General features: G+C 73.6%; 16 protein-coding genes. 10 read left to right on the plus strand and 6 right to left on the minus strand.

Annotated features, from left to right (window positions below; translation table 11 throughout):
- The first annotated feature begins 107 nt into the window (after positions 1-107).
- The 4 genes from P2Q00_RS00385 (at position 108) to P2Q00_RS00400 (ending at position 4,882) form a co-directional block, all read left to right on the plus strand.
- Entirely contained in the window at positions 108-1,922 is a 1,815-nt protein-coding gene (locus P2Q00_RS00385; RefSeq protein ID WP_275768379.1) for a gamma-glutamyltransferase family protein, read from the plus strand.
- An 84-nt stretch (positions 1,923-2,006) separates the two neighbouring features.
- The gene (locus P2Q00_RS00390) at positions 2,007-2,852 is read left to right on the plus strand and encodes an inositol monophosphatase family protein (protein ID WP_275768381.1); all 846 of its coding nucleotides are present in this window, start codon (positions 2,007-2,009) and stop codon (positions 2,850-2,852) included.
- Between the two features lie 111 nt (positions 2,853-2,963).
- Positions 2,964-4,373 (plus strand): phytoene desaturase family protein, encoded by a 1,410-nt coding sequence (locus P2Q00_RS00395; protein ID WP_275768383.1) that lies wholly within the window; start codon positions 2,964-2,966, stop codon positions 4,371-4,373.
- On the plus strand, positions 4,370-4,882 hold the full coding sequence (locus P2Q00_RS00400) for an O-acetyl-ADP-ribose deacetylase (protein ID WP_275768384.1): 513 nt from the start codon (positions 4,370-4,372) through the stop codon (positions 4,880-4,882). Before P2Q00_RS00395 ends, P2Q00_RS00400 begins: the two co-directional genes overlap by 4 nt.
- A gap of 21 nt (positions 4,883-4,903) precedes the next feature.
- On the opposite strand, the gene P2Q00_RS00405 is transcribed toward P2Q00_RS00400, so the two are convergent.
- The 4 genes from P2Q00_RS00405 to P2Q00_RS00420 form a co-directional block, all read right to left on the minus strand.
- Entirely contained in the window at positions 4,904-6,766 is a 1,863-nt protein-coding gene (locus P2Q00_RS00405) for a M1 family metallopeptidase (RefSeq protein ID WP_275768385.1), read from the minus strand.
- Between the two features lie 340 nt (positions 6,767-7,106).
- Positions 7,107-7,640: a hypothetical protein gene (locus P2Q00_RS00410; RefSeq protein ID WP_275768387.1), complete on the minus strand. Its 534-nt coding sequence runs from the start codon at positions 7,638-7,640 to the stop codon at positions 7,107-7,109.
- 174 nt (positions 7,641-7,814) lie between these two features.
- A complete protein-coding gene (locus tag P2Q00_RS00415; RefSeq protein ID WP_275768389.1) occupies positions 7,815-8,150 on the minus strand; it encodes a hypothetical protein in 336 nt (111 codons plus the stop codon).
- Between the two features lie 6 nt (positions 8,151-8,156).
- On the minus strand, positions 8,157-8,597 hold the full coding sequence (locus P2Q00_RS00420; protein ID WP_275768391.1) for a hypothetical protein: 441 nt from the start codon (positions 8,595-8,597) through the stop codon (positions 8,157-8,159).
- A gap of 101 nt (positions 8,598-8,698) precedes the next feature.
- Here P2Q00_RS00420 and P2Q00_RS00425 point away from each other — a divergent pair, with 101 nt between their 5' ends.
- The 3 genes from P2Q00_RS00425 to P2Q00_RS00435 are packed head-to-tail and all read left to right on the plus strand — an operon-like array spanning position 8,699 to position 13,693.
- Positions 8,699-10,435: an FHA domain-containing protein gene (locus P2Q00_RS00425; RefSeq protein WP_275768392.1), complete on the plus strand. Its 1,737-nt coding sequence runs from the start codon at positions 8,699-8,701 to the stop codon at positions 10,433-10,435.
- A complete protein-coding gene (locus P2Q00_RS00430; protein WP_275768393.1) occupies positions 10,432-12,027 on the plus strand; it encodes a serine/threonine-protein kinase in 1,596 nt (531 codons plus the stop codon). Before P2Q00_RS00425 ends, P2Q00_RS00430 begins: the two co-directional genes overlap by 4 nt.
- A gap of 52 nt (positions 12,028-12,079) precedes the next feature.
- A complete protein-coding gene (locus P2Q00_RS00435; protein ID WP_275768394.1) occupies positions 12,080-13,693 on the plus strand; it encodes a hypothetical protein in 1,614 nt (537 codons plus the stop codon).
- A 268-nt stretch (positions 13,694-13,961) separates the two neighbouring features.
- Here the strand turns inward: P2Q00_RS00435 and P2Q00_RS00440 are convergent, their stop codons facing one another.
- Positions 13,962-14,912 carry a M56 family metallopeptidase gene (locus tag P2Q00_RS00440; RefSeq protein WP_275768395.1) on the minus strand — a complete coding sequence of 317 codons (951 nt, stop codon included), beginning with the start codon at positions 14,910-14,912 and terminating at the stop codon, positions 13,962-13,964.
- 85 nt (positions 14,913-14,997) lie between these two features.
- Positions 14,998-15,423 (minus strand): BlaI/MecI/CopY family transcriptional regulator, encoded by a 426-nt coding sequence (locus P2Q00_RS00445; RefSeq protein ID WP_275768397.1) that lies wholly within the window; start codon positions 15,421-15,423, stop codon positions 14,998-15,000.
- A 119-nt stretch (positions 15,424-15,542) separates the two neighbouring features.
- On the opposite strand from P2Q00_RS00445, the gene P2Q00_RS00450 reads away from it, so the two are divergent.
- From P2Q00_RS00450 to P2Q00_RS00460, 3 genes are all read left to right on the plus strand, one after another.
- A complete protein-coding gene (locus P2Q00_RS00450; protein ID WP_275768398.1) occupies positions 15,543-16,208 on the plus strand; it encodes a DedA family protein in 666 nt (221 codons plus the stop codon).
- The gene (locus P2Q00_RS00455; protein ID WP_275768399.1) at positions 16,205-16,810 is read left to right on the plus strand and encodes a phosphatase PAP2 family protein; all 606 of its coding nucleotides are present in this window, start codon (positions 16,205-16,207) and stop codon (positions 16,808-16,810) included. The genes P2Q00_RS00450 and P2Q00_RS00455 overlap by 4 nt, the downstream gene beginning before the upstream one ends.
- Before the next feature lie 422 nt (positions 16,811-17,232).
- Positions 17,233-17,973 (plus strand): phosphatase PAP2 family protein, encoded by a 741-nt coding sequence (locus P2Q00_RS00460; RefSeq protein ID WP_275768401.1) that lies wholly within the window; start codon positions 17,233-17,235, stop codon positions 17,971-17,973.
- Positions 17,974-18,058 lie beyond the last annotated feature (85 nt).

The following is an 18,058-nucleotide window of genomic DNA, read 5'->3' on the forward strand; positions in this document are numbered from 1 at the left end:
TGCAGTCCCCGCGAGTTCGCAAAATCTTCGTAGGGCGCTCGCGGTGGAATGCAATGCTCCGTAGCTGTGCATGCTTCGGACCGAGCGAGCGAACAGAGAGGTGAGCGATGCAGTTCACGACCCGGCCGACCCTCCAGGGCACCTTCGGCATGGTGTCCTCCACCCACTGGCTGGCCTCGCAGTCGGCGATGGCCGTGCTGGAGGACGGCGGCAATGCGTATGACGCGGCCGTGGCGGGGGCTTTCGTGCTGCACGTCGTCGAGCCGCACCTGAACGGCCCGGCCGGTGAGGTGCCGATCCTGCTCGCCCCGGCGGGCGGCGAGGTGCGGGTGCTGTGCGGCCAGGGTGTCGCGCCCGCCGGGGCCACCGTCGCGCACTACCGCGCACTCGGCCTGGACCTCGTGCCCGGCACCGGGCCGCTGGCCGCCGCCGTGCCCGGCGCCTTCGACGCCTGGATGCTCCTGCTGCGCGACCACGGCACCAAGCCCCTCGCCGACGTCCTCAAGTACGCCGTCGGGTACGCCGAGCACGGGCACGCGCCCGTGGAGAACGTCGGCGCGACGGTCGAGGCCGTACGGCAGCTCTTCGAGACGGAGTGGACCTCCTCGGCGGACCTCTATCTGCCGGGCGGGAAGGCCCCGCGCCCCGGCGAGCTGCTGCGCAACCCCGCCCTCGCCGTCACCTGGAAGCGACTGCTCGCCGAGGTCGACGGGGCCGGCGACCGGGTCGCACAGATCGAGGCCGCGCGCGAGGTGTGGCGCTCCGGGTTCATCGCCGAGGCCCTGATACGGCAGGCCGGACGGCCCACCATGGACACCAGCGGCCGGCGCCACACCGGCACGCTCACGGCCGCCGACCTCGCCGGCTGGTCCGCCGGCTACGAGACACCGGCGACGTACGACTGGAACGGCTGGACCCTGTGCAAGGCCGGCCCCTGGAGCCAGGGCCCGGCCTTCCTCCAGCAGCTCGCGCTGCTCCCGCCCGAGCTGCCCGCATACGGGTCCGCCGACTACGTCCACCTGCTGATCGAGGGCTGCAAGCTCGCCATGGCCGACCGGGAGGCCTGGTACGGGGACGCCGCCGAGGTCCCGCTCGGCGAGCTGCTGTCGGCGGACTACAACGCGGCCCGGCGCGGCCTCGTCGGCGACAAGGCCTCGTACGAGCTCCGCCCCGGCAGCCCCGGCGGACGCACCCCGCGTCTCAGCAGGCACGCGCACGTGGTCGCCACCGACGACCCCGGGTTCGATCCGATGGGTGCCGGCGAGCCGACCGTGGCCCGGGCGTCGGGCGAGCCCGGGGTCGCCGCCGACGGAGCCACCCGCGGCGACACCTGCCACCTCGATGTCGTCGACCGCTGGGGCAACCTGGTCGCGGCCACGCCCAGCGGCGGCTGGCTGCAGTCCAACCCCGTCGTACCCGAACTGGGCTTCCCGCTCGGCACCCGGCTGCAGATGACCTGGCTGGAGGAGGGCCTGCCGAACTCGCTGACGCCCGGCCGCCGGCCCCGCACCACCCTCACGCCCTCCATCGCCCTGCGTGACGGCGTCCCGGTCATGGCGTTCGGCACGCCCGGCGGGGACCAGCAGGACCAGTGGCAACTGCACTTCTTCCTGGCCGTCGCCCTGCGTGCACAGGTCCGCGGCGGCCTCGACCTGCAGGGCGCGATCGACGCCCCGAACTGGCACAACGACGGGTTCCCGGGGTCGTTCTATCCGCGCGGCATGCGGCCGGGAAGCGTGACGGTCGAGTCCCGCATGGATGCCGGTGTCGTCGAGGAGCTGCGGCGCCGCGGTCATGACGTGACCGTCGGTGGCCCCTGGTCGGAAGGCCGGCTGTGCGCGGTCGCCCGGGATCCGGGGACCGGCGTCCTGTCGGCGGCCGCGAACCCGCGGGGCATGCAGGGGTACGCGGTCGGCCGCTGATCGCGCACCCGGAGTTCATGCCGATTCCGCTCGGGATCCACCGGGCGGGTGGGGATTGTCAGTGGCGCGTGCTCTCATGGAGCCATGATCGAACACATGGAAACCATCGACGAGTTTCTCGCGCAGCGCTCGGCCGACGTGGAGGAGGCGGTCCGCAAGGCCGCCGCGGCCGAGATCATGCCCCGCTTCCGCCGGCTGGCCGCGCACGAGGTCGACCAGAAGAGCGGACCGCACGACCTGGTGACCGACGCCGACCGCCTCGCCGAGCAGTACCTGACCGAGGTCCTCGGCAGCCTCCTGCCCGGTTCCGTCGTGGTCGGCGAGGAGGCGGTGCACGCCGACCCCGCGACGTACGAGGCGATTCAGGGCGACGCCCCGGTCTGGATAGTCGACCCGGTCGACGGGACACGCCAGTTCGTGCGGGGCGAGACCGGATTCTGCACACTGGTCGCGCTCGCCCGGCGCGGAGTGCTGCTCGCCTCGTGGACGTACGCTCCCGCTCGCGACCAACTCGCCACCGCCACAAGGGGCCAGGGCGCCTTCCTCAACGGCGAGCGGTTGTACGCCGGTGCGCCCGCCCGCGGCCGGGACCTCCAAGTGGCCACCTCCCACCCGGACTACACGACCGACGAGCAGAAGAGCGCTCTGGTCGGCCTGTGGACCGACGGCGTGGCGCCCCGTGTCTGCGGCTCGGCCGGCCTGGAGTATCTCGCCATAGCCCGCGGTGAGTTGGATGCGGTCGCTTTCTCCTGGGAGGCCGCCTGGGACCATGCGGCCGGCATCCTGCTGGTCGAGGAGGCGGGTGGCGCGCACCTGACGCGCACGGGGGAGCCGTTCCGTATCACCGGAGGCAACGTCCTGCCGTTCACGGCGGCCCGCGACGCGGCCACGGCCCGCCGGGTGGCGGGAATTCTGTGGGACACCGTCTGACCTCGAAGACCACCGTCCGAGGGGTCACCCACCGCCGGTGACTGTCAGTGCCCCGGCCTATCCTGATCCTCAGAGGCCATCGGCTGACGAAGGGGTCCGAAGGTGCCGTCGATGCTCGATGCTGTCGTAGTGGGTGCGGGGCCGAACGGACTGACGGCCGCCGTGGAGCTGGCCCGCCGCGGCTTCTCCGTGGCGGTGTTCGAGGCCCGCGACACCGTCGGCGGGGGAGCCCGCACCGAAGAGCTCACCCTGCCCGGCTTCCGGCACGACCCGTGCTCCGCGGCCCACCCCCTCGGCATCAACTCGCCGGCGTTCCGCGCCCTGCCCCTGGAGCGGTACGGCCTCGAATGGCTGCACGCCGAGCTGCCCATGGCGCACCCCTTCACCGACGGCACGGCCGCCGTGCTGTCCCGCTCGGTCGCCGAGACGGCCGCGTCCTTCGGCCCGCGGGACGCGGGCGCGTACCGCAGACTGGTCGCGCCGTTCCTGCCCAAGTGGGACACCCTGACTCGCGATTTCATGTCCCTGCCGCGCACCGCGCTCCCGCGCGACCCGGTGACCCTCGCCCGCTTCGGACTGGTCGGACTGCCCCCGTCGACCTGGCTGACCCGCCGCTTCCAGGACGAGCGGGCGAAGACCCTGTTCGCGGGCCTCGTGGCGCATGTGATGGCCCCGCTCGACGGCTTCGCCACGGGCGCCGTCGGCCTGGTCTTCGCTCTGGCCGCCCACGCCCGCGGCTGGCCCGTGGCCCGCGGCGGCTCCCAGTCCATCTCGGACGCGCTCACCGCGTATCTCAAGGACCTCGGCGGCCTGGTCCACACGGACTACGAGGTCAAGCGCCTCGACGACCTGCCGCCCGCCCGCGCGTACGTCTTCGACACCTCACCCACCGCCCTGGCCCGCATCGCCGGCTTCGGCCGCTACTACGAGCGCTTCAAGTACGGCCCCGGAGTCTTCAAGGTCGACTACGCGCTGGACGGCCCGGTGCCGTGGACCGCAGAGGAGGCCCGTGTCGCGGGCACGGTGCAGATCGGCGCGAACAGCGCGGAGGTCGGCGCCGCCCTGCGTGCGGCCTCCCGGGAGGGCCGTGCGCCCGAGAAGCCGTTCATGATCACGGTCCAGCCCGGTGTCGTCGACCCCACCCGCGCACCCGCGGGCAAACAGGTCTTCTGGGCCTACGGCCACGTCCCCAGCGGCTGGACCGGAGACCTCACGGACGCCATGGAGCGCCAACTGGAGCGCTTCGCCCCGGGGTTCCGCGACCGCGTCCTCGCCCGCGCGACCGCGGGCCCACCCGAACTCGCCGCCCGCAACGCCAACTACGTCGGCGGCGACATCGCCTCCGGCGCGGTCTCCGGACTCCAGATCCTGCTGCGCCCCAAACTCTCCCTGTCCCCGTACAGCACCCCCCACCCGGCCGTCTTCATCTGCTCGTCGGCGACCCCGCCGGGGCCGGGGGTACACGGCATGTCCGGGCACAACGCCGCGAAGGCCGTCTGGAGGAGGCTGAGGCAGACATGACGCCCACCATCACACTCGCCAAGGGCGACATCACCCGCGAAAGCGCGGACGCGATCGTCAACGCCGCCAACTCCTCCCTGCTCGGCGGCGGAGGCGTCGACGGCGCCATCCACCGGCGCGGAGGTCCCGCGATCCTCGAGGAGTGCCGCAAACTGCGCGCCTCGCAGTACGGCAAGGGCCTGTCCACCGGCCGGGCGGTCGCCACCACGGCGGGCGACCTGGACGCACGCTTTGTGATTCACACCGTGGGCCCGGTCTGGTCGGCCACCGAGGACCGCTCCGAGCTGCTCGCCTCCTGCTACCGGGAGTCACTGCGCGTCGCCGACGAACTCGGCGCCCGTACGGTCGCGTTCCCGGCCGTCTCCACGGGCATCTACGGCTGGCCGATCGACGACGGGGCCCGCATCGCCGTGGAGACGGTGCGGGCCGCGGACACGGCGGTCGAGGAGGTCCGGTTCGTGCTCTTCGACGAGCGGGCCTACGAGGCGTTTGCCGCGCAGACCCGCTGACGGAGCATCAGGACGGCGTGGTCAGCCGTCGATGCGGTGGGTGCTCCAGAACGACGTCAGGTCCGTGGTCGTGGCGGCCTGTGCAGCCGCCTTGAACTCGGCCGTGGTCGAGACGCCGTACCAGTGCGAAGTGGCGTAGTTCTTCAGCAAGTTGGCCATGGCGGTGTCGCCGAGGACCCGCCGCAGGTCGTGCAGGGCGCACTTGCCGTAGCCGTAGACGACGGTGGAGTAGCGGGAGGAGTGGGCGTCCCAGTAGGCCATGGAGTTGGTGATCTTCTCCGCGGAGGAGGACCAGGAGACGTTGTTCCAGCAGTTCGTGCCCGTCTTGCCCAGGGCCAGATCGGTGGCGTAGTCGGTGAACGCCTCGTCCAGCCAGGGGCTGTTGTACTCGTCGTCGCCGACGATGCCGTACCACCACTGGTGACCGATCTCGTGGGTGAGTGCGGTGGTGCTGACGAGGTCGAGGACGAAGCCCGGGTACTCCATGCCGCCGAACCAGTAGTTGTTGTCGATCACCGCGTCCAGCTCGCCGTAGGGATAGGCCCCGAAGCGGGCGGCGTGTGCGTCGACGGCCGTCTTCGCCGTGCTGAGCATCGACTGGGCGTCGGAGGAGCTGATGCCGGAGACGGAGTAGACGTTGATGGCAGTTCCGGCGGTCGAGGTGCCTGAGATCTTGGTGAACGGGCCCGCCGCCCAGGCGAAGTCACGCACCTTGGAGGCCGTCGCGGTGGTGACGGTGCGGCCGCTGGAGCCGGGGGTGTCGGTCGAGGTGCCCGTGGCCGGGACCAGCAGGGTGCTCGGGTGGTCGAGGGTCACCTTGAAGTCGGCGGCCAGGGAGTAGAACGACTCGCCGTTGTTGGTGTACGGGTCCAGGTGCCAGCCCGAGCCGTCCTTGACCGCCAGCACGGGCAGCGCGTTGCCGATGAAGCTGAACGCCCCGTCGTGGCCGAACCGGTCCGCGCCGCTCGGCACGGTGATGCCCAGGTCGAAGCCGATCGTGGCGGACTGCCCCTGCGCGAGGGGTGTCGGCAGGGTGATCTGCAGGGCCGTGCAGGCGACCGACAGCGAGCCGGCCGTACCGCCGCTGACGTTGCTGACCGTGATCGGCATCGCGTCGCAGGTGCCGTGGTAGTTGTCCCACAGCCGCAGGTACACCTCGCTCAGCGCGGTGGAGGATGCGTTGGTGAAGGTCGTGCTCTCGTGGCCGGTCCAGACCGTGCCGCTGGTGTTGCTGCTGAGGCTGACGGTGTACGACGGCGCGGCGGGCGTGCGTGTGGAGTCCGCCGGCGGGGTGCTGCCCCCGGAGGTGTCGAGGGCGATGTCGTCGAGGACGAAGCTCGACTGCAGGCTGGAGTCCTCGGTGCCGGTGAAGGCGAGGCTCACGGTCTGCCCCGCGAACGCGGACACGTCGAGCGTCTTCTTCACGTACCCGGTGTTCTCGTCGAGGTTCGAGTACGTCGCCAGCGTCGTACCGCCGACCTTCGCCGTCAGCTTGTCGTACGCGACGGACGAGGTCGTCTCGTCGGTGTCGATGTGGAGCCAGAAGGAGAGAGTGGCGGTGCTGCACCCGGCCGGGATCGTGACGCTCTGCGAGAGGCTGTCGGTGTGGGTGCCGCCCGTCCCGTCCAGCCAGGCGAAGCTGCTGCCGCCGTGGGCGCTCTGGCCGGAGCGGCTGGTGATGACGCTCGTCGACGACTGGGTCCAGGGCGAAGTACCGCTCTCGAAGCCGCCGTTGGTGACCACCTGGGCCGGGGTGCAGGCCGCGGCCGCGGACGGGGCGGCGGGCGGCGCCGCTGCCGCGGGGGCAGCGGGCAGGGATATGGCGGCCAGCGCGGCGACGGCCAGTGCGCGCAGGGCAATGGATCTGTGGGGGGTCTTTCTCACGCGGAACTCCTTTGCGGCGGCCGGGATTCCGGCCTGCTCGGTGCCACCCGGTCGGCTGGGATGCGCCTCGGGGCGGCAGTGGGCTGCGTGTATCGCTGGAGCGATCGCTGAAGCGTGACAGATTTGTCGGGGGCATGCCATGGGATGGGTGAAGGGCACGCGCTTCCTGCTGTGCGGGCGGTTGCCGCGCCGAGGCCCTGTCCAGCAGGGATGCGCCGATCCAGGCCTTGCGCGGGTCGGGGTGGCGCCTCTATAACCTTCCTGCATGCTTCGGTGGGGATGGCCGGAAATGGCACTCCGCCATCGGCCAGGGGGGTCCCCGACTCCGCCGGAATCGGCATCAACACGCCCAGACCGACGGAGATTTGAGGACATGACCGACCACGCCTTTCGCGATGCCATGACCCGCCTTGCTGTCGACCCGGCATTCCGGGAGCAACTCGACGGCGACCCCGGCGAGGTGGCACGAAGACTTGGCCTGACGACCGGGCAGGTCGCCGAGCTCCGCGCGCTTCGGGTCGAATCCGGCACCGCGGACGGGCCGGCCGCACTCCACGCGAGGCTGTCCAAGTCGTCCCTCTTCTTCGGCGGCGCGGCCCACGCACTGACGCACCACGACGTGTCGGTCGACCATGCGCCGGTCGAGCACGAGGTGTCCGTCGACCACGGGCCGGTCGAGCACGGGGCACCTGATGCCGAGGCGGGCGCGCTCGACCCGGGTGCGTCCGACAGCGTCAGCCTCATCGGCCGTCAGCTCGACAACGCGGCCCTGGGCGGCCCGGACAGCCCGGTGAGCGACCCGGGCGGTCCGGGCGGCTTCGGCGACTTCGGGTCGTTCGACGGCCCGGGCGCCTCCGTGGACGGCGTGGGGCATGACGGTGGCGGGTTCGGCCCGGCCGGGGCCGAGTTCGGGGAGTTCGGGAGCGAAGGCGGATCGGATGACTTCGGAGGCCTCGGCGGTGGAGGCGCGGAGGGGTTCGGCGGGAGTGCGGGCGGCTTCGGGGAGTTCGGGAGTTTCGGCGGCGGCTCTGACAGCGGCCTCGGCGGCTCAGGGGGCTTTGACGGCGGGGGCGGTGCGGAAGGGGACTTCGGCGGTTTCGGGAGCCACGGCGGGAGCGAGGGCGGCTTCGGCGGCGGTCACGGTGGCGGCGACGCCGGTGAGTTCGGTCATGGCGGCATCCACGACCGCGGTGAAGGCGGAGACGGCGGGGGCGAAGGCGGCGGCGGTGAGGGCGGCGGTGGCGGTGAAGGCGGCAGCGGTGGCGGCGACCAGGAGAACACCGGCCGTCGGCCCGGCGGGGGCGAAGGCGGCGGTGGCGGTGAAGGTGGCGGCGGCGAAGGTGGTGGCGGAGGCGGCGGTGACGAGGGCTCCGGCCACGGACACGGCGGGTCATCCGGTGGTGGCGAGGGCGGTGGCCCCGGGGGTGGTGGCGACGGCGGTGGCGGCGAGGAGGGCTCCGGTCACGGACACGGCGGCGGCCCCTCCGGCGGCGGTGGCGGGGGCGAAGGCGGCGGCGGTGAAGGCGACGGTGGCGGCAGCCAGGAGAACACCGGTCGGCGCCCCGGTGGCGGTGGTGAGCCCGGAGGCGGCGGTGAAGGCGGTGGTGGCGGCAGTCAGGAGAACACCGGCCGCCGGCCCGGTGGCGGTGGTGAACCCGGCGGCGGTGGTGAAGGCGACGGCGGCGGCAGTCAGGAGAACACCGGTCGGCGCCCCGGTGGCGGTGGTGAGCCCGGAGGCGGTGAAGGCGGTGGTCGAGGAGGCATTCTCGGCGGATCCGAGAGCGTCCGCGGCGGTGTGACCGCCCCCGGCGCCGACGGCATCGGTACGCATCTGTCGCCCTCCGGTCCGGGCACCGCCGCGCCCGGCGGCGGTTTCTCGGGCTCCACGTTCACCAGCGGCTCCTGAGCGGGCCGACTCTGATGCTGTGCCATGTGTGTCGCGTTCACGTACGGCGCGACTTCCCGTACTGCCTGCACTGCGGCACGCTCCGCCGCGGTGCGGCGCCGACGTCGTTCGCCGCGCCCCAATTGCGCGGCATCGACGACCCCGCGCTGCTCGTACCGCTGACCGGCCCGGTGACGACGCTGGGCCGCGGCTCGGACAACGACGTCGTCCTGTCCGACGACAGCGTGTCACGCCGACATGCCCGAATCGTTCGGACCGGGGCGGGCTTCCGGATCGAGGACCTGGACTCGTTCAACGGCACGGCGGTCGGCGGAGTGGACCTGCACGGAGGCGCGGCGCACCTCGCCGACGGCACCGAGCTGTCCATCGGTGACGTCCGCCTGGTGTTCGAGCAGCCCCGTGACGCCCGGGTCGGCTCACGCACCATGGTCGTCGGCACTCAGCTGACTCAACTGCCCACCACCGCCGACGAGGAGGTGCCGGAGGCGACCGGCCCCCTCACCGCGCGACCCCGCCGCCGCTCCGGGTGGGCGCTCAAGCAGGTGCCCACGGACCGCGGGGAACCCGGTTGGGTGCTGAGCAACACGCGTACCGGTGTGTATCTGCGGCTGGACGAGCGCGAGGTGTTCCTCTGGAACGCCGTCGACGGCGAGAACACCGTACGGGACCTGCTCTTCGCGTACGCGGACCGCTTCGGCGAGCTGGCGCTGCCGCGGATCGAGGCCGCGCTGGCGGCGTTCGCGGACGCGGGACTGCTGCGCGGCCTGCCCGGCCGCCCCGAGCAGGAGCAGACCGGGGGCTGGCGGCGGGCCGGGCGGGCGCTGTACCGGGCCCTGCTGAAACTGGAGATCTCCGTACCGGGCCTCGACGGCGCCGTGACCCGCCTGTACGGCGCGTTCGGCTGGCGGTTGTTCACCAGAACCGGGGTGACGCTCGGCTGGCTGTCGGTCGTCGGGGGTCTCGTCGCGTTCTTCAGGGCACAGCGACGGCAGCACCTGCTGGACTTCGGCGGCGCCGGCGTCTGGGGCCCGGTCGCGCTGGCAGCGGGGTACGTCTCGGCCCTGGTGATCCACGAGCTGACGCACGCCCTGGCCGTGAAGTCGTACGGCCGCAAGGTCCGGCGCGGCGGGTTCCTGCTCATGATGGGGATGCCGTTCGCCTTCGTGGACACCAGCGACATGTGGTTCGGCTCCCGCTGGTCACGGGTCGTGGTGGCACTGTCGGGGCCCCTCTCCACGGCTGCGCTGGCCGGCTGGTGCGCGGTGGGTGCCGCCTGCCTCCCGGCCGGTCCGGTCTCGGCCGTACTGTTCCAGCTGGCCTTCGGGCTGTACCTGAACACCCTCTACAACTTCAACCCCCTGATGCCGCTGGACGGTTACCAGGCGCTGACCGACGCGCTGCGCGTGCCACGGCTGCGCGAGGAGGCGAGCGCCTACTTCCGCAAGGGGCTCTGGCAGGACCTGCGGGCGGGCCGCCGCCCCGGACCGCGCCAGACGGGAATGGCCGCCTACGGCCTCGCGGTCGTCGTCGGGACGTACGGCTTCCTGGTCCTGGCCCTGCTGGCCTGGCGTTCCCGGCTCGGGGATCTGCTGCAGGGGCGGGTGCCCCCGCCGTGGGACACGGTGATCGTGGGGGTCGTGGTGGGTCTGGTGGCATCCCCGGTGTGGGCTGCGCCGATGCGCCGGCTGATACGCCGGCTGAGGCGGCGGCACCGGACCGGTGGCGGTCCCGTGTCCGCCGTTGCCGTGGAGGGTGCGGCATGACGGGCATCGCGGACGGCGCCGGGGCAACGGGCGACGACGACTGGGCCGTGCCCGGCTACCCGGCCGTGCGGACGGTCGGCGAGGGCGCCGGCGGACGCGTCGTACTGGCCCGGCACGCGGCGACGGGCGTACCCGTGGCGATCAAGTACCTGAGCGACCGGCTCCGCGCCGACCAGGAGTTCCTGGCCCGCTTCCGGGCCGAGGCACGGCTGCTGGGCGACCTCCGGCACCCGTGTGTCGTAAGCCTGTACGAGTACGTCGAGGCGCGCCGGGGTGCCGCGATCGTCATGGAGGCGGTGGACGGAGTCAGTCTCCGTGAGCTGCTGCGCGCGCACGGGGCGACCGGCCCGGAGGCCGCCCTGGTCCTGCTGAAGGGGGCGCTGCTGGGGCTGGGCGCGGCCCATGCGGCCGGAGTGGTCCACCGCGACTACAAGCCGGAGAACGTGCTGGTCCGTGCCGACGGGTCGAGCGCCCTCGCCGACTTCGGCATCGCCGTACGCGTCGGCCGGGTGACGGAAGCCGCCGGCACGCCCGCCTACATGGCGCCCGAGCAGTGGCGCGGTGAGCCCGCGGGACCGGCGGGCGACGTGTACGCGGCGGCGGTGGTGCTCTTCGAATCCCTCACCGGCCGACGGCCGTTCACCGGTGACGACGTGACGGCACTGCGCCTGCAGCACCTGCGGGCACCCGTCGCACTGGGCGAAGTACCCGGCCCGCTGCGCGGCCTGCTGCGCCAGGGCATGGCCAAGGACCCGGCGGACCGCCCCGGCATCGAGGCGTTCCTCACCGAGCTGGAGCGGGCCGCCACCGAGGGGTACGGCCCCGGCTGGGAGGAGCGCGGCCGCCGAAGGCTCGCCGAACTCGCCGCCCTGGCAGCCCTGTTGTTCCCCTTCGCCACGGCACCGGCCGTCTACGAGGCCACGAGTGCCCTGACCGTACTGGGCCGGCTCAAGCGCGGTGGCTGGCAGGCGGCCGCCGGGGCGGCGGCGCTGGCGCTGGTCGTCGGCGGGGTGACCGCCGCGACCGCCGGTACGCACGACACGACCACGACAGCGGCCAGTTCCACGCCGACGGGTTCCGGTGGCACCGGCTCGCCCGCCACCTCGTCCCCTTCGGCGTCCGCCTCGCCGGACCCGACCACGCCGACGGCCGGCGGATCACCCTCCGTCATCCCCTCGGCGGACCCGTCGCCGGGCGACCCGTCGGACGTCCCGACCCCGCCCACCACACCGCCGACGACCTCCTCGCCTCCGACCACCGCGGCTCCGGATCCGTCGACGCCGGGCACGGTCACGATCGTCATCGGTTCCTGGCACCGCGGGCAGAACCCCAGCACGATGACCGCCGACGTCACCGTCACGACTAGCGGCGCCGGACCCCTGACACTGACGGCGGACTTCTACGCCGGCACACCCGACGAGCCCTACGGTTCCCAGTCGCGAACGTTGTCGGGCAGCACGCAGTACACGGTGACCTTCACGGCGGACTTCTCGAACCACCCGTGCCGTGGCACCTGGAACGTCGCCCTCACGAGCAGCCCGGAGTCCGCGAACGGGACGCAGACGGCCGCCATGGACGCGCCACCGTGCTGAGCATCCACGACAACCGCCGGCCCCTGCCGTGCACCCAGGAGAGCAGACCGACATGACGACAGCCGCCGGGGTTGCCGGGCGCCCGTTCTCGGGCTGGTCCCGTGACGCCCGCTGGGGCACCTGGTACGCCCTGTGTCCGGAGCACGGCGACGCGCCGTCGCCGGGGGCGCTGCGGATCGACCGTGCCCTGCTGGCACCTCAGGGCGCGCGTGAGCGGCTGGCGACCGCGGTGCTCGCCGTGGCCAGGCTCCGGCTGCCCGGTGTACCGGCCACGGTCGACCTGGTGGCGGAGGCCGGTGACGTGTGGCTGATCACCGCCCGCCCGCCCTTGCCCACGCTTGAGGACGTCGCGGCCAGCGACGGTCCCCGGCCGGACGCGGGCAGCGTGGCGAGCGTCCTCAACGAGACCGCGCAGACGCTCCTCGCCCTGCACGCGGCCGGGCTGGCCCACGGATCGCTCACAGCCAGCAGCGTCGTCCTCGCCCCGGACGGCACCGCCCTGCTCGCCGAGTCGGCGCTGGGCACCGCGCTGGGCGACCACACGCCCGCGGCATCCGCCCGGCGTGCCGACATCACGGCGTGGGCCGCCCTCGCCCGGACACTCGCCACCACCTGGGCGGCATCCGGCACACCGGCGGCGGACCTGTTCGCCCGGTGCGCCGCCACCGCCGAGTCCGAAGGCCTCGCCGCCGCCCGTGCCGTGCTCGTCGCCGGGCGTACGGTGCTCCCCGCCGACTTCCTGCAACGGACCGCCCTCCGCGCCGCCACGGCTGCGGCGATTGCGGACTTCACCCTGGCGGCGACGGAGGACGGGCCGGCCGCGGCAAGGGAGGCGACCGTCGCACGGAAGCCCGCGACACCGGGCGCCGGGACGGAGGTACGGGTCGTCGCACGCGAGTCGGACGTCGTACGGGCCGCTGTACGCGAGAGGGACGCGCAGGCCGCAGCAGGCGAGAGGGACGTACAGGCTGCCGTACAGGGCGAGGTATCGGCCGACCCCCGGATCGACGCGACGGCCATGCCCCCCGGCCGCCTCGACCACGTCTCGCGCCCCGCTGCCCCGGACGACCAGGCCACGGTCCTGGGCAGGCGGAACCGCATCCCCGGCCCAGGGCCCGAGTCGGCCCCGCTGACGGACTCCGTGGCAGCCGGGGACGGTGACATCCTGCTGCGCTTCGGCCCCGGCATCCCCGTCGCCGAGCAGGAGTCCCTGCGTGCGCTCTGGGAGCGGACTGCCGCCGCGGCGCCGACCCGCCGTCGCCGGTCACGGGCCTGGATGGGGGCGACCGTGGTCCTGACAGCCCTGGCCGTCGTGGTCTGGCTGCTGCTCCTGCGCCCGTCCGCCGGACCGACCGTCACGGCCGCCGAGGTCCGGGCGCCCGCCGGGCAGTTGCACTGCGGCCAGACCGCCGACGTCATCGGGGTCCTGACCACCGACGGCCACGGCGGTCCGGTGACATACCGCTGGCTGCGCAGCGACGGACACGACTCCGGTGAACTGGTCCACGAGGCCGGCCGTGGCGACTCCAGGATCACCGTCCACCTCCAGTGGACGGTCCGCGGCCCCGGCCGCTTCCGGGGCACCGCCCGCCTCCAGGTCCTGCACCAGGACAGGACAAGCGCCCCGATCGAGGCGGAGGGCACCGTCAGCTACTCCTGCCCCTGAGGTCGTCGGGAAATCGCCGCCAACTCCTTCGTAGCCCCGACCGCACTCGGGCTGGCCGCCACACGTCCCGAGCTGCGGCCGCTGATGACGGCCACCAGGAAGAAGATCTCGACCTTCGATCCCCTCTCCGGCTGCACCGGGCCCGCCCTGCTGTCGAAGGGCACGGAAAGCCCCCCCGTGGTTCGCCAGGACGATTACGTCGACCTCGTGACGCGTTTCGTCGAACGGGTCCGTCGGTCGTCATGACCACTGGACCATCGAAGTTCAGTCACCGCCCGCCGGCGGCGGGCCCCTGCTCCCCCTGGGCGATCTCGATGCCGGCGTGCAGATCGGTGGCCGCGTCCAGCACCGCCGTCGCCGATACGGCCACGCAGGCCAGGAGCAGACAGGCCAGGGCGCGGGGGAGCCGGCGGGCAGCGGGCACGGGTGTGGTCAGGAGGGCGGTGACACGGCGGGGGACCGGGCCCGCCGTCGCCGTCAGGGACAGTCGGGGGCGTGCCGAAGGGCCTGTCGCGCGGGCCGCGAGGGCGGCGCGGCCGACGGCGCGGGCGGTGAGCGCGCGGTCGCCCGTCGCCTGCGCCGCGGACTCGTCGGCCCAGCGCTCCAGCGCGTACGAGAGCGGCGCGCGCAGGCCGCGCAGGGCGGGGTGCAGCGCGACGGCGAGCTCGGCGGCCGCGAGGAAGACGTGGTGGCGGCTGGCGAGGTGGGCGCGCTCGTGGGCGAACAGCACCTCGCGCTCCCCGGCGCTGAGGGCGCGCAGCATTCCGGTCGTCACCACGATGCGGCCCGGCCGCCCGGGCAGGGCGTAGGCATCGGGCCGGTCGTCGTGCCGCACACAGAGATCGCCGGCGCTCGCCCCGCTGCCGGACTGCCGGTGCGCGGCACGCAGTTCACGCAGGTGGCGGCAGGTCCGGTCGAGCACCAGGACACCGAGAACCGTCAGCGCGAGGGCGGCCAGGAGCGCGGCGGGCACGGTGGCGGGCGAGCCGTCGCCCAGGAGATGCGGGGACAGGTGGGCGGCCTCGGCCACGACGGACATACGCAGGGCGCCGGCGAGCGCGAGCATGCCCAGCGCGGCCGTACTGGACAGGGCGAGAACCAGTGAGAGAGCCGTCAGCACCCGGGCGGCCGTCCGCGGCGGCAAGTGCTCGGCACCACGCCGGGCCACGGGCACGGCGAGGAACGGCACGAGCAGCGGGAGCCACACGGCGTAGATCACGGGATTCCTCCAGGGGGCCGCCGGTCCGGTCCGTAGTCGACCAGCCTACGCGGTGCAGCCGTCAGCAAGATCGTTACGGCGACGTTCAGACGGTGTCGTCGCCGGCCGCCGGGCCGCCCTCCAGGAGCGTGCGCAGGAGCCGTTCGTCCTCCGGGCTCAGATCGGAGACGAAGCGGGCGAGGACGGTGCCGCGGTCCTCGTCCTTGTCGAGCTCGGCGTGCATACGGCGGGCCGTGAGGCCGGGGGAGTCCTGGGCCGGGGCGTACGCGTAGCCGCGGCCCGAGCGCGCGCGGGTGACCGCACCCTTGGCGTGCAGGCGCGTGAGGATCGTGGTCACCGTGGTGCGGGCGAGGCCGCCGCCGAGCTCCAGCTGGACCGCGCCGGGCGTGAGAGGTCCGCCGGCGGCCCACAGCGCGGCCAGCACGCTCGCCTCCAGCTCGCCGGACGGCCGCCGGTCCGTGCGCCCGTCGACCGGGCGCCAAGCCGGCTCGTCAATCTGCCCCTCGGGCATGGGAACACTCCTCGGCTCTCACTCGTCTACAGTTCGGTAGACGGTCTACATGACTGTAGTCGCTCGGTGCGGGTCTGTGCCCGCTCCGTCCACGTACCAGTATGAGAGGGGTCGCCACCGTGGCAGCTGCCCAGTTTGCCGTCGCCCAAGCGGTGAACGTTCTGGATGCCGGATCCCTGCTGTCCGCCTTCGGCGCGCTCGGTATCGCCTTCGTGATGTTCGCCGAGACCGGCCTGCTGGTCGGCTTCTTCCTGCCCGGCGACTCCCTGCTGTTCACGGCCGGGCTGCTGTGCGTCCCCGGCGTCCACGGATCCGTGCATCTGTCGCTCGGGCCGGTGCTGGCAGCCGCCGTGGTCGGCGCGCTGCTCGGTGCCCAGACGGGGTACTGGCTCGGGCGGCGGGGCGGCCGCGCACTCCTGGCCCGAAGCCGCGCGAAGAAGCTGCACGAGGGCGCGGCGCGGGCCGAGGAACTGCTCGAACGCTACGGGCACGCGAAGGCGGTGGTCCTGGCCCGCTTCGTGCCGGTCGTGCGCACCGTGCTGAACCCGCTGGCCGGGGCGCTCGACGTGCCGGTGCGGGTCTTCACGGTGTGGCAGGTGATCGGCGGTCTGGTGTGGACGGTCGGCCTGGTGCTGGGCGGCTACGCGCTGGGTTCCTCGGTGCCGAACGTCGACCGCTATCTGCTACCGCTGGTGGCGCTCGTGGTCGTCGTCTCCCTGACCCCGATCGCCCTGGAGGCCCGGCGCGCGCGTGCCCGCCGTGCCTCCGAGGGGACCTCCTCGTGACCGGCCTCGCGTTCAGCGGTGCCTCGGTGGACGGCGGCCTGTACACCTGGATCACCGGCCTCGCCCGCCACACCCCGCACGCGGTGAACAGCGTGATAGCCGTCTGGTCCGACTACGGCCTCGCACTGTTCGGCGCGCTGATGCTCGCCGCCTGGTGGCGGGCCCGCAGCGCGGGGCAGGCACGGATGGTCCGGGCGCTGGCGGCACCCGTGGTCGTGGTCGTCTGCTACGTCGTCGATGTGCTGGTGAAGGCGGCCTTCGCCGAGCGCAGACCCTGCCGGACGCTGCACACCGCGACGGTCGAGGCGTGCCCGGGCGCGGGCGACTGGTCGTTCCCCAGCAACCACGCGGTGATCGCCGGGGCCGCCGCCGTGGCGCTGGCGCTCGCCCACCGTCGCCTGGGCCGGATTGCGGCCCTGGCCGCCGTCCTGATGGCCGTCTCCCGGGTCTGGGTCGGCGTGCACTATCCGCACGACGTCGCCGTCGGCCTGGCGTTCGGGGCCGGCCTCGCCTGGTTCCTCATGCTCCAGGCGGACCGCGCCGCCCCACTCGTCGGGCGGATGGCAGACACCCCGCTCAGGCCGCTGGTGACGGCTTCATGACGGGGCCGGAGCCGGCCGGGGACGGGCGGGGCGGGGGTGCGGTCGGGTCTGGTGGTGATCGCGGGCGCGACAGCGGGAGTGCGGTCGGGTCCGGTGGTGGCCAGGGGTACGGCGGGGGTGTGGTCGGGGCTGGTGGTGATCGCGGGCGCGGCAGCCGGAGTGCCGTCGAGTCTGGTGGTGATCGCGGGCGTGGCGAGGGTCCCGCCGGGTCCGGAGGTGCCGGGCGTGGTGGAGAGGCTGTGCGGGGAGCCCCGCGTTCGGTGCGTGGACCGGTCGCCGCGGAAGGACGGCGGTGGGCGGTGCGGCATGCGCGGGCACGTGACCCTGCCGGGCGGCCGCGTGTGCAGCAGAGCGGTCCAGGGCCGAGTGTGAACCTCAGCGGTCGAGGGCCGAGCGTAAACCCGAGCGGACAAGGGCCGAGTGTGAACCGGAGCGGTGGAGCGCCGAACGCAAACGGGAGCGGTCGAGGGCCGCTGCCGCTCGCCGTCGTCTGCGCCCTCCTGTTCGCCGCCCTCGCGATCGCGGTGGCCGTGCGCCACGGTGCTCCGCTGCCGGGGGACGCGGCGGCCCATGCGTGGGGACTCGCGCACCGGCCCCCGGAGGCGGTGGCGCTCGCGCGCGGGATCTCCGCGACGGGGACGGGCCCCTGGCCGTACGCGGTCGTCGTGATCGCCGGGGTGATTGCGGGGCGCACCGCGGGTGAGCGGCTCCGGGCCGCCGTCGGCGCCCTGGTCGTGCTGGTCGCCGGGCAGCTGATCCGCACCGGCCTGATGGAGCTGTTCGCGCGGGCCCGCCCGGCCCCTGCCGACTGGGCGACGCATGTGTCCGGTTTCGCGTTCCCCTCCGGTCACACCACCACCTCGGCCCTCACGGCCGGTCTGCTGTGCTGGGCGGTGACCCGCCGGGCCCGCCCGGATCTCGCCCGCACGACCTGCACGCTGGCGGTGTGCTGGGCGGCCGCGGTCGGCGCCACCCGCGTGTACCTCGGGGTGCACTGGGTGAGTGATGTCATCGCCGGCTGGCTGCTGGCTGCCGCATGGCTGGGCCTGTGCGCGTGGGCCTCGGCCCGGTGGCTGCCCGGGGAGTTGACGGGGCGCGGTGGTCCTGGAGCGCCCCCTGGTGCGGGTACGGCGCCGGACGCTCCCGACCCGCCACGGCCCTAGGAACCCCGTCCCAGGACCCCGCTTGAGGAACCCCGTTCCAGGAACCCCCACCCCGCCCCCACGTCCGACCCACACCGCCAGCCCA

It is taken from the genome of Streptomyces coacervatus, from assembly GCF_029223485.1.
GTDB classification, from domain to species: Bacteria; Actinomycetota; Actinomycetes; order Streptomycetales; family Streptomycetaceae; genus Streptomyces; species Streptomyces coacervatus.

Excerpts from the sequence above, each read along its gene's own strand:
- P2Q00_RS00430 (WP_275768393.1), top strand. The coding sequence starts at position 10,432 with ATGACGGGCATCGCGGACGGCGCCGGGGCAACGGGCGACGACGACTGG.
- P2Q00_RS00385 (WP_275768379.1), top strand. The coding sequence starts at position 108 with ATGCAGTTCACGACCCGGCCGACCCTCCAGGGCACCTTCGGCATGGTG.
- P2Q00_RS00445 (WP_275768397.1), bottom strand. The coding sequence starts at position 15,423 with ATGCCCGAGGGGCAGATTGACGAGCCGGCTTGGCGCCCGGTCGACGGG.
- P2Q00_RS00395 (WP_275768383.1), top strand. The coding sequence starts at position 2,964 with ATGCTCGATGCTGTCGTAGTGGGTGCGGGGCCGAACGGACTGACGGCC.
- P2Q00_RS00435 (WP_275768394.1), top strand. The coding sequence starts at position 12,080 with ATGACGACAGCCGCCGGGGTTGCCGGGCGCCCGTTCTCGGGCTGGTCC.
- P2Q00_RS00400 (WP_275768384.1), top strand. The coding sequence starts at position 4,370 with ATGACGCCCACCATCACACTCGCCAAGGGCGACATCACCCGCGAAAGC.
- P2Q00_RS00420 (WP_275768391.1), bottom strand. The coding sequence starts at position 8,597 with ATGCGTACCGATGCCGTCGGCGCCGGGGGCGGTCACACCGCCGCGGAC.
- P2Q00_RS00390 (WP_275768381.1), top strand. The coding sequence starts at position 2,007 with ATGATCGAACACATGGAAACCATCGACGAGTTTCTCGCGCAGCGCTCG.
- P2Q00_RS00410 (WP_275768387.1), bottom strand. The coding sequence starts at position 7,640 with ATGCCCCACGCCGTCCACGGAGGCGCCCGGGCCGTCGAACGACCCGAA.